The sequence below is a fragment of the Pseudomonas sp. TH32 genome, assembly GCF_016650855.1.
In the GTDB taxonomy this organism is placed as follows: Bacteria; Pseudomonadota; Gammaproteobacteria; order Pseudomonadales; family Pseudomonadaceae; genus Aquipseudomonas.
This window is the reverse complement of record NZ_JAEKFA010000002.1, coordinates 5,653,029-5,669,939: the sequence shown is the minus strand read 5'-3', so window position 1 is coordinate 5,669,939 and position 16,911 is coordinate 5,653,029. Positions and strand designations below refer to the sequence as shown.

At 61.8% G+C, this 16,911-nt stretch carries 14 protein-coding genes; 5 read left to right on the top strand and 9 right to left on the bottom strand.

What is annotated here, in order from left to right:
* Positions 1-2: 2 nt before the first annotated feature.
* On the top strand, positions 3-707 hold the full coding sequence (locus JFV30_RS29725; protein WP_201125834.1) for a DUF3142 domain-containing protein: 705 nt from the start codon (positions 3-5) through the stop codon (positions 705-707).
* 32 nt (positions 708-739) lie between these two features.
* Here the strand turns inward: JFV30_RS29725 and JFV30_RS29720 are convergent, their stop codons facing one another.
* From JFV30_RS29720 to JFV30_RS29680, 9 genes are all read right to left on the bottom strand, one after another.
* Positions 740-1,315, bottom strand: coding sequence for a hypothetical protein (locus JFV30_RS29720; protein ID WP_201125833.1), 576 nt, complete (start codon positions 1,313-1,315; stop codon positions 740-742).
* A 59-nt stretch (positions 1,316-1,374) separates the two neighbouring features.
* Positions 1,375-2,817, bottom strand: coding sequence for an efflux transporter outer membrane subunit (locus JFV30_RS29715; protein WP_201125832.1), 1,443 nt, complete (start codon positions 2,815-2,817; stop codon positions 1,375-1,377).
* Positions 2,814-3,872, bottom strand: a complete 1,059-nt coding sequence (locus JFV30_RS29710; protein WP_201125831.1) for an HlyD family secretion protein — start codon at positions 3,870-3,872, stop codon at positions 2,814-2,816. The genes JFV30_RS29715 and JFV30_RS29710 overlap by 4 nt, the downstream gene beginning before the upstream one ends.
* A gap of 26 nt (positions 3,873-3,898) precedes the next feature.
* Entirely contained in the window at positions 3,899-5,434 is a 1,536-nt protein-coding gene (locus JFV30_RS29705; RefSeq protein ID WP_201125830.1) for an MFS transporter, read from the bottom strand.
* Positions 5,435-5,663: 229 nt separating this feature from the next.
* Positions 5,664-6,584, bottom strand: a complete 921-nt coding sequence (locus JFV30_RS29700) for a LysR family transcriptional regulator (RefSeq protein WP_010168740.1) — start codon at positions 6,582-6,584, stop codon at positions 5,664-5,666.
* Between the two features lie 198 nt (positions 6,585-6,782).
* Entirely contained in the window at positions 6,783-7,631 is an 849-nt protein-coding gene (locus tag JFV30_RS29695) for an ABC transporter permease (RefSeq protein WP_003218225.1), read from the bottom strand.
* Positions 7,632-7,643: 12 nt separating this feature from the next.
* On the bottom strand, positions 7,644-8,495 hold the full coding sequence (locus JFV30_RS29690) for an ABC transporter ATP-binding protein (RefSeq protein WP_201125829.1): 852 nt from the start codon (positions 8,493-8,495) through the stop codon (positions 7,644-7,646).
* Between the two features lies 1 nt (position 8,496).
* Positions 8,497-9,522, bottom strand: a complete 1,026-nt coding sequence (locus JFV30_RS29685; RefSeq protein ID WP_169386693.1) for an ABC transporter substrate-binding protein — start codon at positions 9,520-9,522, stop codon at positions 8,497-8,499.
* A gap of 14 nt (positions 9,523-9,536) precedes the next feature.
* Positions 9,537-10,430 carry a TauD/TfdA dioxygenase family protein gene (locus JFV30_RS29680; RefSeq protein WP_169386694.1) on the bottom strand — a complete coding sequence of 298 codons (894 nt, stop codon included), beginning with the start codon at positions 10,428-10,430 and terminating at the stop codon, positions 9,537-9,539.
* 298 nt (positions 10,431-10,728) lie between these two features.
* Here JFV30_RS29680 and JFV30_RS29675 point away from each other — a divergent pair, with 298 nt between their 5' ends.
* The 4 genes from JFV30_RS29675 (at position 10,729) to JFV30_RS29660 (ending at position 16,908) form a co-directional block, all read left to right on the top strand.
* Positions 10,729-11,439, top strand: a complete 711-nt coding sequence (locus tag JFV30_RS29675; protein ID WP_201125828.1) for an FCD domain-containing protein — start codon at positions 10,729-10,731, stop codon at positions 11,437-11,439.
* A gap of 383 nt (positions 11,440-11,822) precedes the next feature.
* Complete coding sequence (locus JFV30_RS29670; protein WP_201125827.1) at positions 11,823-12,587, top strand: DUF3050 domain-containing protein; 765 nt, start codon at positions 11,823-11,825, stop codon at positions 12,585-12,587.
* Positions 12,584-13,531, top strand: coding sequence for a diiron oxygenase (locus JFV30_RS29665; RefSeq protein ID WP_201125826.1), 948 nt, complete (start codon positions 12,584-12,586; stop codon positions 13,529-13,531). The genes JFV30_RS29670 and JFV30_RS29665 overlap by 4 nt, the downstream gene beginning before the upstream one ends.
* Positions 13,528-16,908 carry an amino acid adenylation domain-containing protein gene (locus tag JFV30_RS29660; protein ID WP_201125825.1) on the top strand — a complete coding sequence of 1,127 codons (3,381 nt, stop codon included), beginning with the start codon at positions 13,528-13,530 and terminating at the stop codon, positions 16,906-16,908. The genes JFV30_RS29665 and JFV30_RS29660 overlap by 4 nt, the downstream gene beginning before the upstream one ends.
* Positions 16,909-16,911: the final 3 nt, after the last annotated feature.

The following is a 16,911-nucleotide window of genomic DNA, read 5'->3' as shown; positions in this document are numbered from 1 at the left end:
GCGTGAAGCACTTCTGGCTGGCCCTGCTCCTGCTGGCAAGCCCGGCCTTCGGCGCGGTGAACGCCGGCGACCATGATGCATTCTGGCTGTGGAGCGGCGTCGCCCCGCAGCCGGTGCTCAAGCAGGCGAAAACCCTGTACATCCTCCAGGGCCAGATCAACTCAACCCGCCGCGCGCCCTCGCGTGGCGTGCAGTTCATCGCCCAGGGCATGAGTGTGCCGCGCATCACCCAGGGTGAAATCTGGGTGGTGTACCGCGCCCACACCCTGCACTGGCCCGAGTCGGTCTACCGCCAGATGCTCGGCCAGGTGCAACGCTGGCGGGACGCGGGCAATCCGGTGGTGGGTATCCAGATCGACTTCGACGCCCGCACGCAATACCTCAACGAATACGCCGACTTCCTGCGCGACCTGCGCCAGCGCCTGCCCAAGGACTTGCGCCTGAGCATCACCGGGCTGATGGACTGGAGCAGCAATGCCGACCCGGCGGCCATCGCGCAACTCAAGGGCGTGATTGATGAAGTGGTGGTGCAAACCTATCAGGGCCGCCACAGCATTCCGGATTACGCGGCGTATTTGCCACGGATGAATCGGCTGGGCGTGCCATTCAAGATTGGGTTGATTCAGGGTGGAGAGTGGGAGGAGCCGGGGTATTTGAAGGGCAGTGAGTGGTTTCGAGGGTATGTGGTGTTTTTGCAGAATCCCTAAGTGCCCACGGTCCGTGGGCACTGGTTTTGAATTCAGGAGACCACAGGCGGTCGCAGGGCTGAAACGATCGTAAACGCGTACATACACAACCCGATAACGATCCAGAGACCGTTGACCCAGGTCAGGCGCTTGTTTGCTTCACCTTGGGGGTCGTTTTCCAGAGCATTCACGGCCCCCTGCACCTGCGTCATCAGGTAAATGCTCACCAGCGTCAAACACATACTGATCTCGAATGAAGTCAGCGGCGTGAGTACCCACATATAGCACCATGGCAAGCAGCCTATAACGATCAGCGCCAGAGCAACGCTGCGTGGCGACCACTGATACGTCGACCCGGCCAACTCAGCCTGCTGGCGGATTTTCATCATCATCTGGTACAGGAAAATCAGCGAAAAAAATGCCCGCGCCACTGGCCAGATCCGGGCGCCGGTTGCCTGTCGATAGCATGCCCATTGTTTGTAAACCCAATAGATCGAGTAAAACCCCTGGGTCAGAAACGTCATGATCACCAGTTTGCGGGGCGCAACCACAAAGAAGGTAGATGGGCGGGCGAGTGGTTCGCTCAGATTGGCCTGCGGCGGCGCGTAGGGGTTGTCGATCACTGACACGGGGAAGCTCCTGGAAGTTATTTGGCTGGAAAAGGTTAACGGCCAAATGCTCCAAAAGTTTACTGCCCGGCCGTTTGCAGCGGATACACCGACTCCCAACCCCCGCCCAGCGCCTTGTACAACCCGACCATGGCCAGGGAAACGCCGGTGGAGCTTTCCACCCACTGCTCCTGAGTCGCCAGCAACGCACTTTGCACCGTCAGCACGTTGACGAAATCCACCACGCCTTCGACGTACTGGTGTTGCGCCGTGGTGAGGGCAATCTGGTTCTGCCGTACCGCTTCGGCAAGGCTGTCGCGGCGCAGTTGGCTGGCGTTGTAGCGGGTCAACTGGTCGTCGATTTCATGCCAGGCCCGCAGTACCGTTTGCTGGTAGGCCAGGGCCGCTTCCTGTTGCTGGGCTTCGCGCAAATCGAGCATGCCTTGCAGCCGGCCACCGTTGAAAATCGGCAAGCTCAGTTGCGGGCCGAACGCGAATGCACGCGAACTCCACGAGCCGAAATCCGCCAGCTGCAACGCTTGGGAACCCACGCTGCCGGACAAGGTGATACGCGGGTAGAAGTCGCCCTTGGCCACACCGATGGAGGCGGTGGCGGCATGCAAACGCGCTTCGGCCTGGCGAATGTCGGGGCGGCGCTCAGCCAATTGCGACGGCAGGCCGATAGCGACCTGGCGTTGGGTTTGCGGTACGGCGGCGTCCTTGGACAGCTCGGCATACAAGGCTTGCGGCGGTTCACCCATCAGCAGGCTCAGGGCGTTGATCAACTGGTCCTGGCGTTGCTGCAAGTCTGGCAGGCGCGCCTCGATGGCGGCGACTTGAGCGGCGGCTTCGGCTACATCGAGGTCAGTGGCCACCCCATCGGCCAGACGCAGCTGCGACAGCTTCAAACTGTGGCGGGCCACGTCGAGGTTTTGCTCGGTGACGGCCCGGGTGTTCTGCACGCCGCGAAGCTGGATGTAGTCCTGGGCGGTTTCCGCCAACACTGATAACAGCACGGCGCGGCGGTCGTTTTCGGCGACTTGCAGGGTGGCGTCGGCGGCTTCGGTTTCGCGTTTTACCCGGCCCCAGAAATCCAGTTCCCAGGCAGCGGAGAAACCCATGTCCCACTGGTTGTAAGCCGCGCGGCCGTTCTTGCCCGAGGCGTCGCTCAAGCCATCGGCACTGTTGCGCTGGCGCAGATAATCGCCGGTGGCGTTGACGGTCGGGTAGCGCTCGGCGGTGATCACCTGGCGCGCCGCGCGGCTTTGTTGCAGGCGGCTGCTGGCGAGTTTCAGGTCGAGGTTATCGGTGAGTGCACGACGTGTGAGCGCAGTGAGTTGCGCATCGTGGAACACTTCCCACCAGCGCTCCTCCAGCGGGTCGTTGACCGCGTGGCTGGCGGCTTGCTGGCCATGCGGCTCGGTCCATTGGCCGACGGGATTTTGCGGGCGCTGAAAGTCCGGGCCGACGGTGCAGGCACTCAGGCTGAGCAGGCTTAAGGTAAACCAGGCGAGGTGTCTCATTGCTGCGCCACCTCACGTGGCTGGGCGGCGGCGTGGGTGTTGACGCTGGCTTCCACCGACATGCCGACCCGCAGGCGTTCGGTCAGTGCCTGGCCGGGTTCCAGGATGATTTTCACCGGAATGCGCTGCACCACCTTGGTGAAGTTGCCGGTGGCGTTGTCGGGCTTGACCGAGGCGAACGTCACCCCGGTGGCCGGCGCCAGGCTTTCGAGGTGCCCCTTGAGCACTTCGCCGTCGAGGCTGTCGACCTTCACGTCCACCGTTTGGCCTGCGTGCATGTGGGACAACTGGGTCTCCTGGAAATTGGCTACCACGTAGGCCTCGGCCAGGGGTACCACGGCGAGGATCTTGCTGCCCGGCGTCACATAGGCGCCGACCCGCACCGCCCGCTCGCCGACCATGCCGTCTACCGGCGCGACGATGCGGGTGTACGACAGTTGAAAGCTGGCCATTTCCAGCGCCGCCTGGGCGCGTTTCAGGCCACCTTCTGCCGCATCACGCTGGGCGCTGAGGATTTCCACTTGCTTGCGTTCGGCCGCCAGCACCGCCCTGGCGTTGGCCAGGCGCGCGGTGGCCTGTTCGATGCGGGTCTTGGCTTGCTGGGCGTTTTGTACGGTACCGGCGCCTACGCCCGCGAGGTGGTTGTAACGGTTCAGTTCATGTTCGGCAAACGCCACTTCGGCGCGATCCGCCGCCACGGTGGCCTGGGCCTGGGCGATCACCGAGCTCTGCCGTTCCAGGGTCGCCGTGGCATTTTTCAGCTGCGCCTGAGCTACCAGCGTATCGGCATCGGCCGCCTGGGCAGCGGCGCGGAAGTCACGGTCATCGATCAGCGCCAGCAACTGCCCGGCCTTGACTCGCTGGTTGTCGTCCACCAGCACTTCCTTGATGAAGCCGGCCACACGCGGCGCCACCAGGGTGTAGTCAGCGGCGACGAAGGCATCGTTGGTGCTCTGGCGCTTGTTGCCGAACATGCCCGGCGCCAGCAGGTAAACCAGCACCCCCACGGCAAACACAGTGATGACGGTTACAGCGATTTTGTCTTTGCGTTTCATAGCAATCCTTTTGGCTCAGTGAGCAATCAAGTCGGTGCGCGGGGCGGATAAATCCGCGTCGGCATCCAGAAAATCAGCAGGATCAACACCGCCGCGACACCGGCCATGACGTAGTAGAGATCCGAAGAAGTGAGCACCACGGCCTGCTCGTGCAGCCGATGGGCGAGGCCGGCGGCATCGCTGTCGGCCAGGGGCGAGTTGCCCAGGCTGTCCACCAACATGGTCGAGTGGAAATGCAGGCGGTGGGTGGTCAGGGCGTCGAGCACGCCGGTGGCGACCACGGCAGCCAGGCCTTTGACGGTGTTGAACCAGGCCGAGGCGAACGGCCCGTCCTGGGGTGTGATGCTGCCGGTGGAGAGCATCAGCAGCGGCAGCACCGCCATCGGTTGCCCGAAGATTTGCAGCAGTTGCAGCACGTAGAAATCATCGCGGATCCAGGCCGACGTCAACTGCGCGCCGCCCACGCACGACAGGATCAACATGCTCAACCCGATGCCCAATACCCAACGGCAATCGACCCAGCGCAGGTTGCACAACGCCGCCACCAACGGCAGCGCGATCAACTGCGGCAGCGCCATGATCAGCATCACCGGGGCGGTTTGCAGCGGGCGGTAGCCTTGCACCTGAGCCAGGTAGCTGGACGGAATGATGGTCACCGCCAGCAGCACAATCAGCACCCCGGCCAGTACGATCAGGGCGAATGACAGGTTACGAATGCCGAGCATCTGCAGCTTGAAAAACGGCATCGGGTGCGACCACTCGTTGATCATGAACAGCACCAACAGCACCAGGCCGCCGATCAACAATGAGGTAATCAACGGCGACTCGAACCAGTCCAGCCGATTGCCCTGCAACAGGCCGATCACCAGCATGCAGATCGCCGGAAAACCCAGCAGCAAGCCACGCCAGTTGAACTGCTTGAAGCGCTCAAGGCGCAGCGGGTCCTGAGGCAAGCCGTAGGCCACGGCCGCCATGGCCAGCAGGCACGGCCCGACGATCTGCCAGAACGCCCATTGCCAGCCGACGTATTCAGTCCACATTGCCGCCAGCGGTGTGCCGAGGCTGGGGCCGAACGTCGCCGTCAGGGCGTAACCCGCCAAGCCGTAGAGTTTGACGTTGGCCGGCAGGAAGCGCAGGGCCACGGTCATCAGCATTGGCGGCAAGGTGCCGCCGGCCAGGCCTTGCACGGTGCGCAACACCAACAGGCTTTCGTAGTTCGGTGCGAACGGGCACAGCACGCCGAGCACGGTGAACAGGCCGATGGCACAGAGGGTGAAGCGGCGCAGGGAAAAGGTCACCGAGCACCACGGCGCGAACGCCATGGCCGAGACGGAGGTGGCGGTGTAGGCGGCTACCAGCCAGGTGCCTTCGTCGAAGCCGATGTACATCGCACCGCGAATATCGGCGAGGGCGACTTTGGTCACCATCTCGTTGAGGCCGGACACCAGTACCGCGAGCAATACGCCCACCAGGCCGATGATGATGCGTGGACCGAAAACGGGCGGGGCGATGGCGGTCGGCTTGGCTGCGGCCAGGGGTGCGGGAGCAGCGAGGGACGTCATGAACTACAACTCGGAATAGGAAATACCCGAGCAGTTTAATAAGGCTTAGACATGACAAAAAGTGACTTATAGGAAGCTTATAAGTGCACCAGACGCAACGGTCAAAAGGTATGCGATCTCTGTGGGAGCCGGGCTTGCCCGCGATGGCATCACCTCGCTATTCCTGAAAAACCGGGTCGCCCGCATCGCAGGCAAGCCAGCTCCCACATTGACCGAGCTCACTTCCGACTCACGTGGGTTGCGCTTCTTGCCACGTCGCCTCGCAGCATTCGCGCATAGTCTCGCGCAGCCACTTATGGGCCGGGTCTTTGTCGAAGCGCGGGTGCCAGGCCTGGGTCAGCACCAGGGTCGGCAGGGAGATGGGCAGGGTAAACGCCCGCAGCGGCAGCTTCAGGCGATTGGCGCTGTAGAGCGCTTCCTTGGGTACCGGCAGGATCAGGTCGGAGTCGGGCAGCATGAACATCGCGCCGTGAAACCCCGGGGCGATCATAGCGACCCGGCGTTCCAGGCCCTGGGCATTCAGGGCGGTGTCGATCGGCCCGCGGGCGATGCCGCGCCGGGAGATGCTGATGTGGGAATAGCTGGCGAACCGTGCGGCGGTAATCTCTCCATCGAACAATGGGTGCCCTTCCCGCGCCAGCCCGACAAAGGTGGTGGTGAACAGGTTCTGTACCTTCACTTCCGGGGTGATCGGCATGGTGTTGCCCACCCGCAGGTCAAGCCGGCCTTCACGCAGGGCTTCATCGTCGGTGTCGCCCTCGGGCACAAAGCGCAGTTCGCACAGCGGTGCCATGCGCTCCATGGTGTCGAACAACCGACCGCCATACACCCCGACAAAAAAGTCATTGGCCCGCACGCTGAACCGCCGGCGCAGGGTGCGCAGGTCTACGTCGTCCGCCGAGCGAAACAGCAGCGCCGCCTGTTCCACCACGTTACGCACCTGGCCTTGCAACTCCAGGGCCTTGGGCGTCGGCACCAGGCCGCGACCGGCGCGCACCAGGATCGGGTCGCCCACCGCCTCACGGATGCGTGTGAGGGTGCGGCTCATGGCGGCCGGGCTCAAGTTCATCCGCCGCGCGGCGCCCACCACACTGCCCTCGTCGAGCAGCGCGTCGAGGGCGACCAGCAGGTTCATGTCGGGTAATTGCATGCCAAGCACTCGTGATCGGTTGGGAGTGAACTTGGCGCAATCGTAGCAGACTGCGGCGAGGGAGCTTGCTCCCGTTGGGCTGCGAAGCAGCCCCAGAATTTGCAATCGAGATTTTTCTGAAAGAACGCGGTGATTCTATTGGGGACGCTTCGCGGCCCAACGGGAGCAAGCTCCCTCGCCACAGGATGGGTGTTTCAGTCAGCGCTGCATGCCCCAGCGCTTCACGGTGACGCGCTCCAGGGTGTCAAACACCAGGTTCTCCACCAGCAGCCCGATCAGGATCACCACCGCCAACCCGGCAAATACCTTGTCGGTGTACAGCTCGTTGCGGTTCTGGAAGATGTACCAGCCCAGCCCGCCCTTGCCGCTGGTGGCGCCGAATACCAGTTCGGCGGCAATCAACGTGCGCCAGGCAAACGCCCAGCCGATTTTCAGCCCGGCGAGGATCGACGGCAGCGCGGCCGGGATCAGGATGAACAACACGAAGCGCATGCCTTTGAGGCCATAATTGCGGCCGGCCATGCGCAGGGTTTCCGAGACACCGAGGAACCCGGAATAGGTATTCAGCGCCAGCGCCCACAGCACCGAATGCACCAGCACGAAGATCAGGCTGTTCTGCCCCAGGCCAAACCACAGCAGCGCCAGCGGCAGCAGGGCAATCGCCGGCAACGGGTTGAACATCGAGGTCAGGGTGCTCAACAGGTCGCGGCCCAGTTGGGTCGATACCGCCAGCGTCGTCAGGGCGAACGCCAGCACAATGCCGATCAAATAGCCTTTGATCAGCACCACCAGCGAGATACTGACCTTGCTCAACAGCTCGCCGCTGGCCATGCCGTCGTAGAACGCGCTCAGCGTCTGCAGGAAGCTCGGCAGCAGCAGGTCGTTGTTCTGATAACGGGCGGCCGCCTCCCACAGGATCGCGAGCACGATCAGGATCAGGCTTTTACGCAGCCAGCCTTGTTGCCACAGGCGCTGACGCCACGGCAATTCGCGTTCAACGCGAACACCGGGCAACGGTTCGAGAGTGATTTCATATTCCTGGCGCATGGTGAAAACCCTTCAATAAGCGATGCGGATATCGGCGAAACCCAGCTCGGTTTCCGCCTCGGGCGCTTCATCAAACAACAGCCGATGAATGCGCCGCGCCGAAGCCTGGAACGCCACACCGCCGAGGCTGTGAAGGTCGTATTGATGGCTGTGGATTTCCGCCCGCACCCGGCCCGGATGCGGCGACAGCAACAGGATGCGGTTGCCCACCACCAGCGCTTCTTCGATGGAGTGGGTGACGAACAACAGGGTGAAACGCACCTCTTCCCAGAGCAGCAGCAGCTCTTCCTGCATCTTGCGGCGGGTCAATGCGTCGAGGGCGGCGAAGGGCTCGTCCATCAGCAGGATTTTCGGCTGCATGGCCAACGCCCGGGCGATCGCCACGCGGGCTTTCATGCCGCCGGACAGGGTGTGCGGGTAGGCGTCGGCGAACGCCGTCAGGCCGACTTTTTCCAGGTAGTACAGCGCCCGCTCTTCGGCCTCGCGACGCTTGAGGGTCTTGGAGGCGAGCAGCGGAAACATGACGTTCTGCTTGACGGTTTTCCACGGCGGCAGTTGGTCGAATTCCTGGAACACCACGATGCGATCCGGGCCCGGTTGCTCGACTTTTTGCCCGAGCAGACGGATCTCGCCTTCGCACGGTTTGATAAAGCCGGCGATGGATTTCAGCAGCGTGGATTTGCCGCAGCCCGAAGGCCCCAGCAGTACAAAGCGGTCGGCCGGGTCGATTTCGAAACTGACCTGGTGGGTGGCCCGCACGACCCGTTCAGGCGTGCGGTATTCAAGGCTGACTTTATCCACCGCAAGCAGGGCTTCGGTAGCCGTCGGGTTGCTGGCCGTGTGGCCTTGCAAGGGCGCGTTCATGTCAGCTCCCTTGCAGCGGTTTGGCGTCCTGGAAGAAGTAATCCTTCCACGATTCGGGTTTGTTTTTGATCGCGCCGACGCGGTAGAGGAATTCCGCCAGCGGGTAGGTATTTTTCGGGGTGACACTGAATTCGAACTGCGGGTTCTCGATGATTTTCAGCAACTCGGCACGGTCGATCTTGGCCTTGGTCACGCGGATGTAGGTGTCGGCGGCGGCGCCTTTGTCGTTCTGGGCGAATTGTGCCGCTTCGGTCAGTGCCTCGACGAACGCCTTGTAGGTTTTCGGATTGTCGTTGCGGAATTTCTCGGTGGCGAACAGCACCGTCGGCGAGTTCGGCCCGAGGATGTCGTAGGAGTTGAGCACCACGTGCACGTTGGGGTTGGTCAGGGCCTGTTCCTGGAACGGCGGGTTGGAGAAATGCCCGGTCAGTTCGGTACCACCGGCAATCAGCGCAGCGGTCGCATCCGGGTGCGGAACGGCGACGGTGTACTTGTCGAGGCGATTGAATTCCTTGTCGCCCCATTGCTTGGCGGCGGCGTATTGCAGGAAACGCGACTGCACGGAGACACCCACCGCGGGCACGGCAATGCGGTCTTTTTCGGTGAAGTCCGCGATGGTCTTGACCTTGGGATTGTTGCTTACCAGGTAGTACGGGAAGTTGCCCAGGGAGGCGACGGCTTTCACGTTCTGTTTGCCGTGGGTGCGGTCCCAGATGGTCAGCAGCGGGCCAACGCCAGCACCGGCGATGTCGATGGAGCCGGAGAGCAAGGCGTCGTTGACGGCTGCACCACCGGACAGTTGGGTCCAGTCGACCTTGATGTCGATGCCTTCCTGCTTGCCGTACTTCTCGATCAGGTTCTGGTCGCGCACCACGTTGAGCAACAGGTAGACGATGCCGAACTGCTCGGCGATGCGAATCTCGCCTTCGGCCTGGGCGGCGGCAGGTGCAACCAGGCTGCCGGCCAGCAGGCTGATGCCCAGGCCAACCGTGGCGGCCAGGCGCGCAAATGGAATTTTCTTGGACATGGTCATGCTCCGGATCAGAAAGGCGCGTCGCCCTGGATGGTGGTGCGGTACAACTTGCGCCGCAGGTGGCTCGGGCAGCCGGCCGCCAGGTGGATCAGCGAACGGTTGTCCCAGAACACCATGTCGTGGGGCTGCCACTGGTGGCGGTAGATGTTTTCCGGCAGCACGCTGTGGGCGTAGAGCTGGGCCAGCAGGTCGCGGCTTTCGTCTTCCGGCAGGCCGACGATGCGGGTGGTGAAGCCCTCACTGACGAACAGCGCCTTGCGGCCGTTTTCCGGGTGGGTACGCACGATCGGGTGCACCACTTCCGCCACTTGAGCCAGTTGCTCGGGGGTGAGGGTTGGGCGCCAATTGCCTTCGAATTTGGTTTCGCTATAGCGTGCGGTGTACGAATGCGCAGCACTGCGGCCTTCTACGGCCTTGCGCAGGGGCTCGGGCAGGTTGTCCCAGGCTTTGTGCATGTCGGCGAACAACGTGTCGCCACCCTCGGACGGCAGCTCCTGGGCATGGAGCATCGAGCCCAGGCTCGGCAACTCTTTATAGGAAAGGTCCGAGTGCCAGAATTTGCCGGCATCTCCCAGGCCGATGGATTGGCCGTTTTCGATGATGTTGGAGACGATCAGGATTTCCGGGTGGTTGGCCAGCAGGAACTGTTTGAGCACATGGATTTGCAGCACACCGAAGCGGCGGCTGAAGGCGATCTGTTGTTCGGGGGTGATGCGTTGGTCGCGGAAGACCACGACGTGATGGTCCAGATGCGCGCGGTGAATACGCGCGAAGTCCTGGTCGCTGACCGGGCGGGTCAGGTCCAGGCCAATGATCTCGGCACCGACGCTGCCGGGAAATGGACGGATCTCGAAGGTTTGTGTGGTGTCGGTCGCTGTTGGAACAGTAGAGGTGGCAGACATGAGTTCACTCCCGGGCGGTCAGGAGAGTGACTTTATAGTCATAAGAACGGCATTTTAAATACCGTTAGTGAATATCGATATGCAGCAATACCGCTGTAGCCGCGACTTTCGGGAATAAAGTGTGTCTCACAGACGTTAAGCCTGTAAGACCTGACAAAAGGGCGTCGTGGGCCGGTGGAACGCGCTGTTGAGTCGCTTACAAGCCGAAACCTTGCCCGTTTGACAAGCTTGTGGACAATCTCTAGTGTGCATTGGATCCAATTAGCCACCTCACCCTGAAAAGGAGGATAGCGTAGTCGTGACGCAGAAGCCGAACCCTTTGAGCAGCATCCAGATCAGCGGGCCTATCCCCGCCCATCTCGCCCGCTCCGTGATTGAAGAAACATTGCGCAACGCCATCCTGGATGGTCGCTTGCCCTGCGGCACCGCCATGCGCCAACAGGAGTTGGCCAGCTTGTTCGGGGTCAGCCGGATGCCGGTGCGCGAGGCATTGCGTCAACTGGAAGCGCAGTCGCTGCTGCATGTGGTTACCCACAAAGGGGCGGTGGTGGCGCCGCTGATTGAAGACCATTCGGCGGAAACTTACGCCCTGCGCATCCTCCTGGAATCCGAAGCGCTGCGCTTGTCGATTCCCCTGCTCACGCCCGATGACATTACTCAGGCTGGCGCCTTCATTGATGCGCTGGAGCGGGAAACCGATTACACCGAAATTGGCCGGCTCAACCGCCTGTTCCACATGGCGCTGTATGGTAAAGCGGGCAATCAGCGGTTGCTCAAGCTGGTTGAACACGGCTTGAACGAAGAAGAGCGTTTCCTGCGCTTCAACCTTGAGGCCATGGGCCTGGGCAAGACGTCCCAGGAAGACCACCGCGAACTGCTCGACCTGGTGGCGAAAAAGAAGGTCGAGGAAAGCATCCTGACCTTGCGTAACCACCTCACCCGCGGCATGGAGGTGATTACCGGTTATCTCAAAAGTCTTGAAGAGACTGAAGAGAACGCCCCGCTGTAAATTCTCCGTGGAACCGAGACGCCTCCTTCGACCACAAAGCGCTGCGCAGCGACCTTGGCCGATGGAGGTGAACTCACAACATTCACGCCCGTTAAAAGATTAATCCGAAAAACACTTCCTACACTTCACAGAGCCATTCAACTACCGCAATATCTTTATTCGTAACAACTAATAAAACCAAAAGCGCCTGAATACCTAATCAGACTATTACAACCTCCAAACTCTCCCCAATCGACAGCGTGAACCCTGCTCGGGCGTCACTGCGCGTGGCGTTCCTTTAAATAAAGCTTTGGTGTTTTTGTCATAGCGTGCTGCTTGTTAATCAATAACAGCACGTGGCTGCTTGTTATCAGGGAAGAAACAACGACTTATAGGCATCAATCATGCTCCAGCACTCACACCTGCTTAAACAAAAAAAGCAGAAGTTACACAGCCATCCATTATTTACACAAATAAACACACTTCCAAAGTTGCGATACTTTATGGAAAACCATGTGTTCGCTGTTTGGGACTTCATGACGCTGACCAAACGCCTGCAACATGACCTGACGGGTATGCGCCTGCCGTGGTTGCCGCCACCGGACCCGCAAGCGGCACGCCTGATCAATGAGATCGTGTTGGGCGAAGAGTCGGACGCCCGTCCCGGTCACGGCCACGGCAGCCACTTCGAGTTGTACCTGGAAGCCATGCGTGAAGTCGGCGCCAGCACCACGGCCATCGAAAAATTCATCACCCTGCAACACGACGGCAGCGATGCAGAAACGGCCCTGCAAAGCGTCGATGCCCATCCTGCCGTGGCCCATTTCGTCACAAGCACCTTGCAGGTTGCCCTGAACGCACCGACCCACTGTGTGGCGGCCGCCTTTCTCCACGGCCGCGAGAGCGTCATACCGGCGATGTTCAAGCGTGTCCTGGAGGGGTGCGAGAAGCTCCACCGCCAAGCCCCGACCTTCTGCTACTACCTCAAGCGCCACATGGAGGTTGACGCAGAGGAGCATGGCCCGGCGGCGGAGCAACTGCTGCAACGCCTCACACTGGCCGACCCGAGCCGCGAGCAGCAGGCCAACAGTGCCGCCCTGAGCGCCGTGGAAAGCCGCCTGGCCTTATGGGACGGGTTGCGCCTATGCCTGCCGGAGGTACGCGTATGAACCCTGTCGACTACCGCTCATGTGCCGACGACTGGGAACGCCGCGCGACCATCCGTACCCGCCCGCGCCGCTTGCTGGAAAACGATCAAAAGCTGATCTATCCCTTGAGCCGACAACCCTTGGTGCTGAGTGCGACCTTTGTCGATCAATGCCCACAGTGCCGCGATGTTGTCTTGCTGCAGACGTTCTACAAGTTCATCAACGACGTGGTGATCTTTGAAACCGAAATCGTCGATAAGACCGCACGCCGCATTGCCAAGAATCGCTTTTCGGTGCCCTTCCCGCTCGCCTGTCGCTACGATGCCATGACCGTGGTGGTGGACGAGGATTACCACGCCCTCGTCGCCCTCGACTTCATGCAACAGGCCGTCGAGATGACGGGCATCGCGCCCCTTGAACTGCCCGGGCAAATCGAACTGAGCCGCGCCTTGCCTGCCGCGCTGGCGCTGGCTCCCGAACACCTGCGCGATGCCGTGGAACTGATTGCCGTGGCCATCGCCGAGAACACCGTGACCCATGACGTGGCGGCGTTTTCCAAGGACGACAGCGTCAAGCAATCCATCCGTGGATTGATGGCCGACCACTTGTTTGACGAGGGCCGTCATGGGGTTTTCTGGACGCGACTGGTACGGATCTATTGGCAGTCTGCGAGCGCCGAAGACCGCGACTGCATCGCCCGGATCCTGCCGGTATTCCTCCAGCAATACCTGACCCACGACCTGCAAAAAAACTTCGACCTGCAACTGATCGAGCACCTGGACATCAGCGCCAGCACTCGCGCGGCGTTGCGTGCCGAGGTGCACGCGATGGACTTTCCCATCACCCGCCAGCACCCGTTGCTCGGCAATATCAAGGCGTTCCTGAATCACAGCGGCCTGCTGCAAACGCCGAGCGTGGTCCAGGCCCTGGACGCCTTTCTTCCGACGCCAGGAGTTCACCCATGAGGCGCCTGAAGATTGGGTTGGTGGGCGTCAGCGCGGCGTTGGATGAAGTGGGGCAGACACTGGAGCAATACGGTCATGCCCTTATGCAAGCGAGCGATGCAAGGGACGTCGACCTGCTGATTGATGACGGTAGCGAGGAAATCCCGCCGGGCCTGGCCTACACGGCCTTGATGAGCTTGCGCCTGGGCCTCGGAACGCAGACTGACGGTGGGCTGCCGACCCTGCAATTCAGGTGCTACGCCAGCGCACACCGACTCCTGGCGGTCCTGAACGTTGACGCAGAACCCAGCGGCAACGGCCAATGGTTGCGGCACCAGGCAGTTACTCGCCTGGTGGAATGGGTGGCCCAACACGTCAGCGGTTTCTCCCGGGACGCGGGCTATTTCGCGCAAACCGCGATCGCCTCCGATGCTCCCGAACACAGCCTGCAAGCGCTCGCATCGTTGGCGTACCTGCATCGCTTTAACCAGACCGCCGACTCGGCGCTGCAGCAACAAGCCCAAGTGCCCATGATCGAACGACTGGAGATCAGTCTTCAAACCTTCGCCGAACGACCGGCGCTGAACATCGCCGGGAACGTGCTGAGTTATCGACAGTTGCATCGCAAGAGCCTGGCTATCCAGCAGCATCTTTGGCCTTTGCTTGAGGCCGGCGACACACCGCAGGTAATTGGCGTTTGCCTGGGCAAGTCCCTTGAGCTGTACGCCAGCATCCTCGCGGTGCTGGGCTGCGGCGCGGTGTACCTGCCACTGGAGCCGGGCCACCCGCCACAACGCCAACAAACCATGCTGGAAAACGCCGGCGTCTCGGTGCTGCTGGAGGACGGCCGGCATCCACTGCGAGGCCGTTTTACCGCCCTGAATGTCAGCCCCCTCGACACTCACGCCACCCCGCCGCTACTGCGCCAGCGCCCGGCGATGGACGCCCCTTGCATGCTGCTCCACACCTCGGGCACCACCGGCCAGCCCAAAGGCGCGCTGCTGAGTCAGTACAACCTGGCCCACTTCACCGCCTGGTTCGGCGGCCATGTGCAACTGAGCGAGCACAGCCGGGTGTTGCAGTTCTCGCCGTTGAGCTTCGACTCTTCGCTGATTGATATTTTCGCCCCCCTGATCGCCGGCGCCGAGCTGATCGTGCCCGGTGAAGACGCGCGGCGCGACCCGCAACAACTGGTGGAGCTGATCCGGCACCAGCGCGTGACCCATGCCTTCCTGCCGCCGGCACTGCTGAGCATCCTCCCGCTGGATCAACCCTTGGGCCTGGCGCACCTGATAACCGGAGGTGATGTCTGCGAGCCCTGCGTCATCGAGCAACTGGCGGGACAGTGCTCCTTGCACAACTTCTATGGGCCGACGGAAGCCACCGTGCTGGTGACCCACCGCGCGCTGCAGCCGGGCGACAGCAATCGCAACGTGGGGACGCCCATCGCCAACAGCCGGGTACTGATCCTCGACGAGCAACATCAACCGGTGGATGAACAGGTGATGGGCGAGCTGTACATTGTCGGTCCCGGTGTCAGCCTGGGTTACCTCAATCAGCCGCAGAACACCGCCGAGCATTTCGTACACCTGACGTTGCCAGACGGCCAGACCTTGCGTGCCTACCGCAGCGGCGATCTGGCGAAGTGGACGGAAGATGGCATTGAGCTGGGCGGGCGCCGGGATCAGCAGGTGAAGATCCGTGGCTTTCGGGTCGAGCCCCAAGAGATCGAAAACTGCCTGCGCAGCAGCCAGCTGTTTCGCCAGGTGGCGGTGGTGATCGACCGTGATCAGCGGATCCTGGCGTTTGTCGCGCAACCGGAGGCCCAGGGCACCCTGGCTGCACTCCAGCAACATGCCCGGCAAACACTGCCCGACTATCTGCAACCAGCCCTGTGCACGGAGCTTGGAAGCATGCCGTGTACGCCCCATGGCAAGGTCGACCGCCAGGCCTTGCTGGCGCTGCCGATTCAACCGGTGCCCGCCATCAACCGCTGCTCGCCGCAGACAGCGGTGCAGGCGCAGCTGCTGAAGCTATGGAGCGAGTTGCTCGGCGTGCCCGTTGCACAGCTGTCGACGCAGGACAGCTTCTTCGAGCTCGGCGGCCATTCCATCCTGTTGTCGACGATGTTGCTGCGTATCCGCGAGCAGTTCGGTCGCAGCCTCTCCCTTAACCGTTTTTTCGAAACGCCCACCGTCCGTACCCTGGCGGCGCTGATGGGTGACGGCGCGGCCCCTGAGGCACCGGCCGGCCAGGCGACACGGGATGCGCTGCGTGAACTGGACATGCAAATATTGCCGGCGGAGCAGGCGGGTGAACCCCGCAAGGTGATCGTGACCGGGGCCAACAGTTTTCTCGGGGTGCATATTGTCGAGGCGTTACTGGCCGAGGGCGCACTTGAGGTGGCGTGCCTGGTGCGTGAGCGCCCCGGGCATTCAGCCACTGTGAGGTTCGCCGAGGCGCTGCGCGACTACCGCCTGGAACACCTGGACCTGAGTCGGGTACGGGTATACGCCGCCGACATCAGTCAGCCGCGCCTTGGCCTGGCCAGCGAGGTGTATGAGTACCTCGCCGGGGAGTTCGGCGTGCTGGTGCACAACGCCGCCCACGTCAATCATGTGATGGATTACGCCACGCTGGCCAAGGACAACGTCGAGCCCGTGCTGGAATGCCTGCGCCTGTGTGAAACCCGGCGCAAGAAGGTGTTCAATTTCATCTCGACACTGTCGGCGGCCAGCAGCATCGACGCACAAGGCCAGGTACTCGAAACGCCCGCTGCCACCACACCGCCGCTGTATATCCAGAATGGCTACAACCTGTCCAAGTGGGTCGCGGAACGCCTGCTGGGGCGTGCCGTTGAGCAAGGCGCCTGGGTCAATATCCACCGTCCCGGCAACATCAGTTTCAACTGCCGCAATGGTGTCTGCGAGCCACAGAAAAATCGCCTGATGTTAATGCTCAAGGGCTCACTGCAACTGGGCCTGATGCCCCGCCTGGGATTGAATTTTGACCTGATGCCGGTGGACTTTCTCGCGCGGTTTGTTGCGTTCCACAGCGGGCGCTGCAGTGCCGGGGGAAATGTGTTCAACCTGCACAATCCGCAACCCTTGAGCTGGGAATCCTACGTCGATGCGTTTCGCCAGGCCGGCCATGGGTTCGAGTGGGTGAGCGTGGCCCACTGGCAACATCACCTGCACACGGTGGATAGCCGCAATGCGCTGTTCGGCGTGTTGGGTTTTTATCTCAATGGTGTGGAGGAGGACATCGGCGACACCTCGATGATCCGCCATGACAACGCCCGGCGTGGTGTCGAGCAGATGAGGGCGCACTACCCCGAGAAAAGTCCGGCACTGTTGCGCAAGGGCTGCGAGCACCTCAAGAGCATCGGCTTCCTGTAATCA

What these genes read in the sequence shown, in the direction of transcription:
- JFV30_RS29715 (WP_201125832.1), bottom strand. Translation starts at nt 2,817, where the DNA reads ATGAGACACCTCGCCTGGTTTACCTTAAGCCTGCTCAGCCTGAGTGCC.
- JFV30_RS29710 (WP_201125831.1), bottom strand. Translation starts at nt 3,872, where the DNA reads ATGAAACGCAAAGACAAAATCGCTGTAACCGTCATCACTGTGTTTGCC.
- JFV30_RS29705 (WP_201125830.1), bottom strand. Translation starts at nt 5,434, where the DNA reads ATGACGTCCCTCGCTGCTCCCGCACCCCTGGCCGCAGCCAAGCCGACC.
- JFV30_RS29700 (WP_010168740.1), bottom strand. Translation starts at nt 6,584, where the DNA reads ATGCAATTACCCGACATGAACCTGCTGGTCGCCCTCGACGCGCTGCTC.
- JFV30_RS29695 (WP_003218225.1), bottom strand. Translation starts at nt 7,631, where the DNA reads ATGCGCCAGGAATATGAAATCACTCTCGAACCGTTGCCCGGTGTTCGC.
- JFV30_RS29690 (WP_201125829.1), bottom strand. Translation starts at nt 8,495, where the DNA reads ATGAACGCGCCCTTGCAAGGCCACACGGCCAGCAACCCGACGGCTACC.
- JFV30_RS29685 (WP_169386693.1), bottom strand. Translation starts at nt 9,522, where the DNA reads ATGTCCAAGAAAATTCCATTTGCGCGCCTGGCCGCCACGGTTGGCCTG.
- JFV30_RS29680 (WP_169386694.1), bottom strand. Translation starts at nt 10,430, where the DNA reads ATGTCTGCCACCTCTACTGTTCCAACAGCGACCGACACCACACAAACC.
- JFV30_RS29670 (WP_201125827.1), top strand. Translation starts at nt 11,823, where the DNA reads ATGCTCCAGCACTCACACCTGCTTAAACAAAAAAAGCAGAAGTTACAC.
- JFV30_RS29665 (WP_201125826.1), top strand. Translation starts at nt 12,584, where the DNA reads ATGAACCCTGTCGACTACCGCTCATGTGCCGACGACTGGGAACGCCGC.
- JFV30_RS29660 (WP_201125825.1), top strand. Translation starts at nt 13,528, where the DNA reads ATGAGGCGCCTGAAGATTGGGTTGGTGGGCGTCAGCGCGGCGTTGGAT.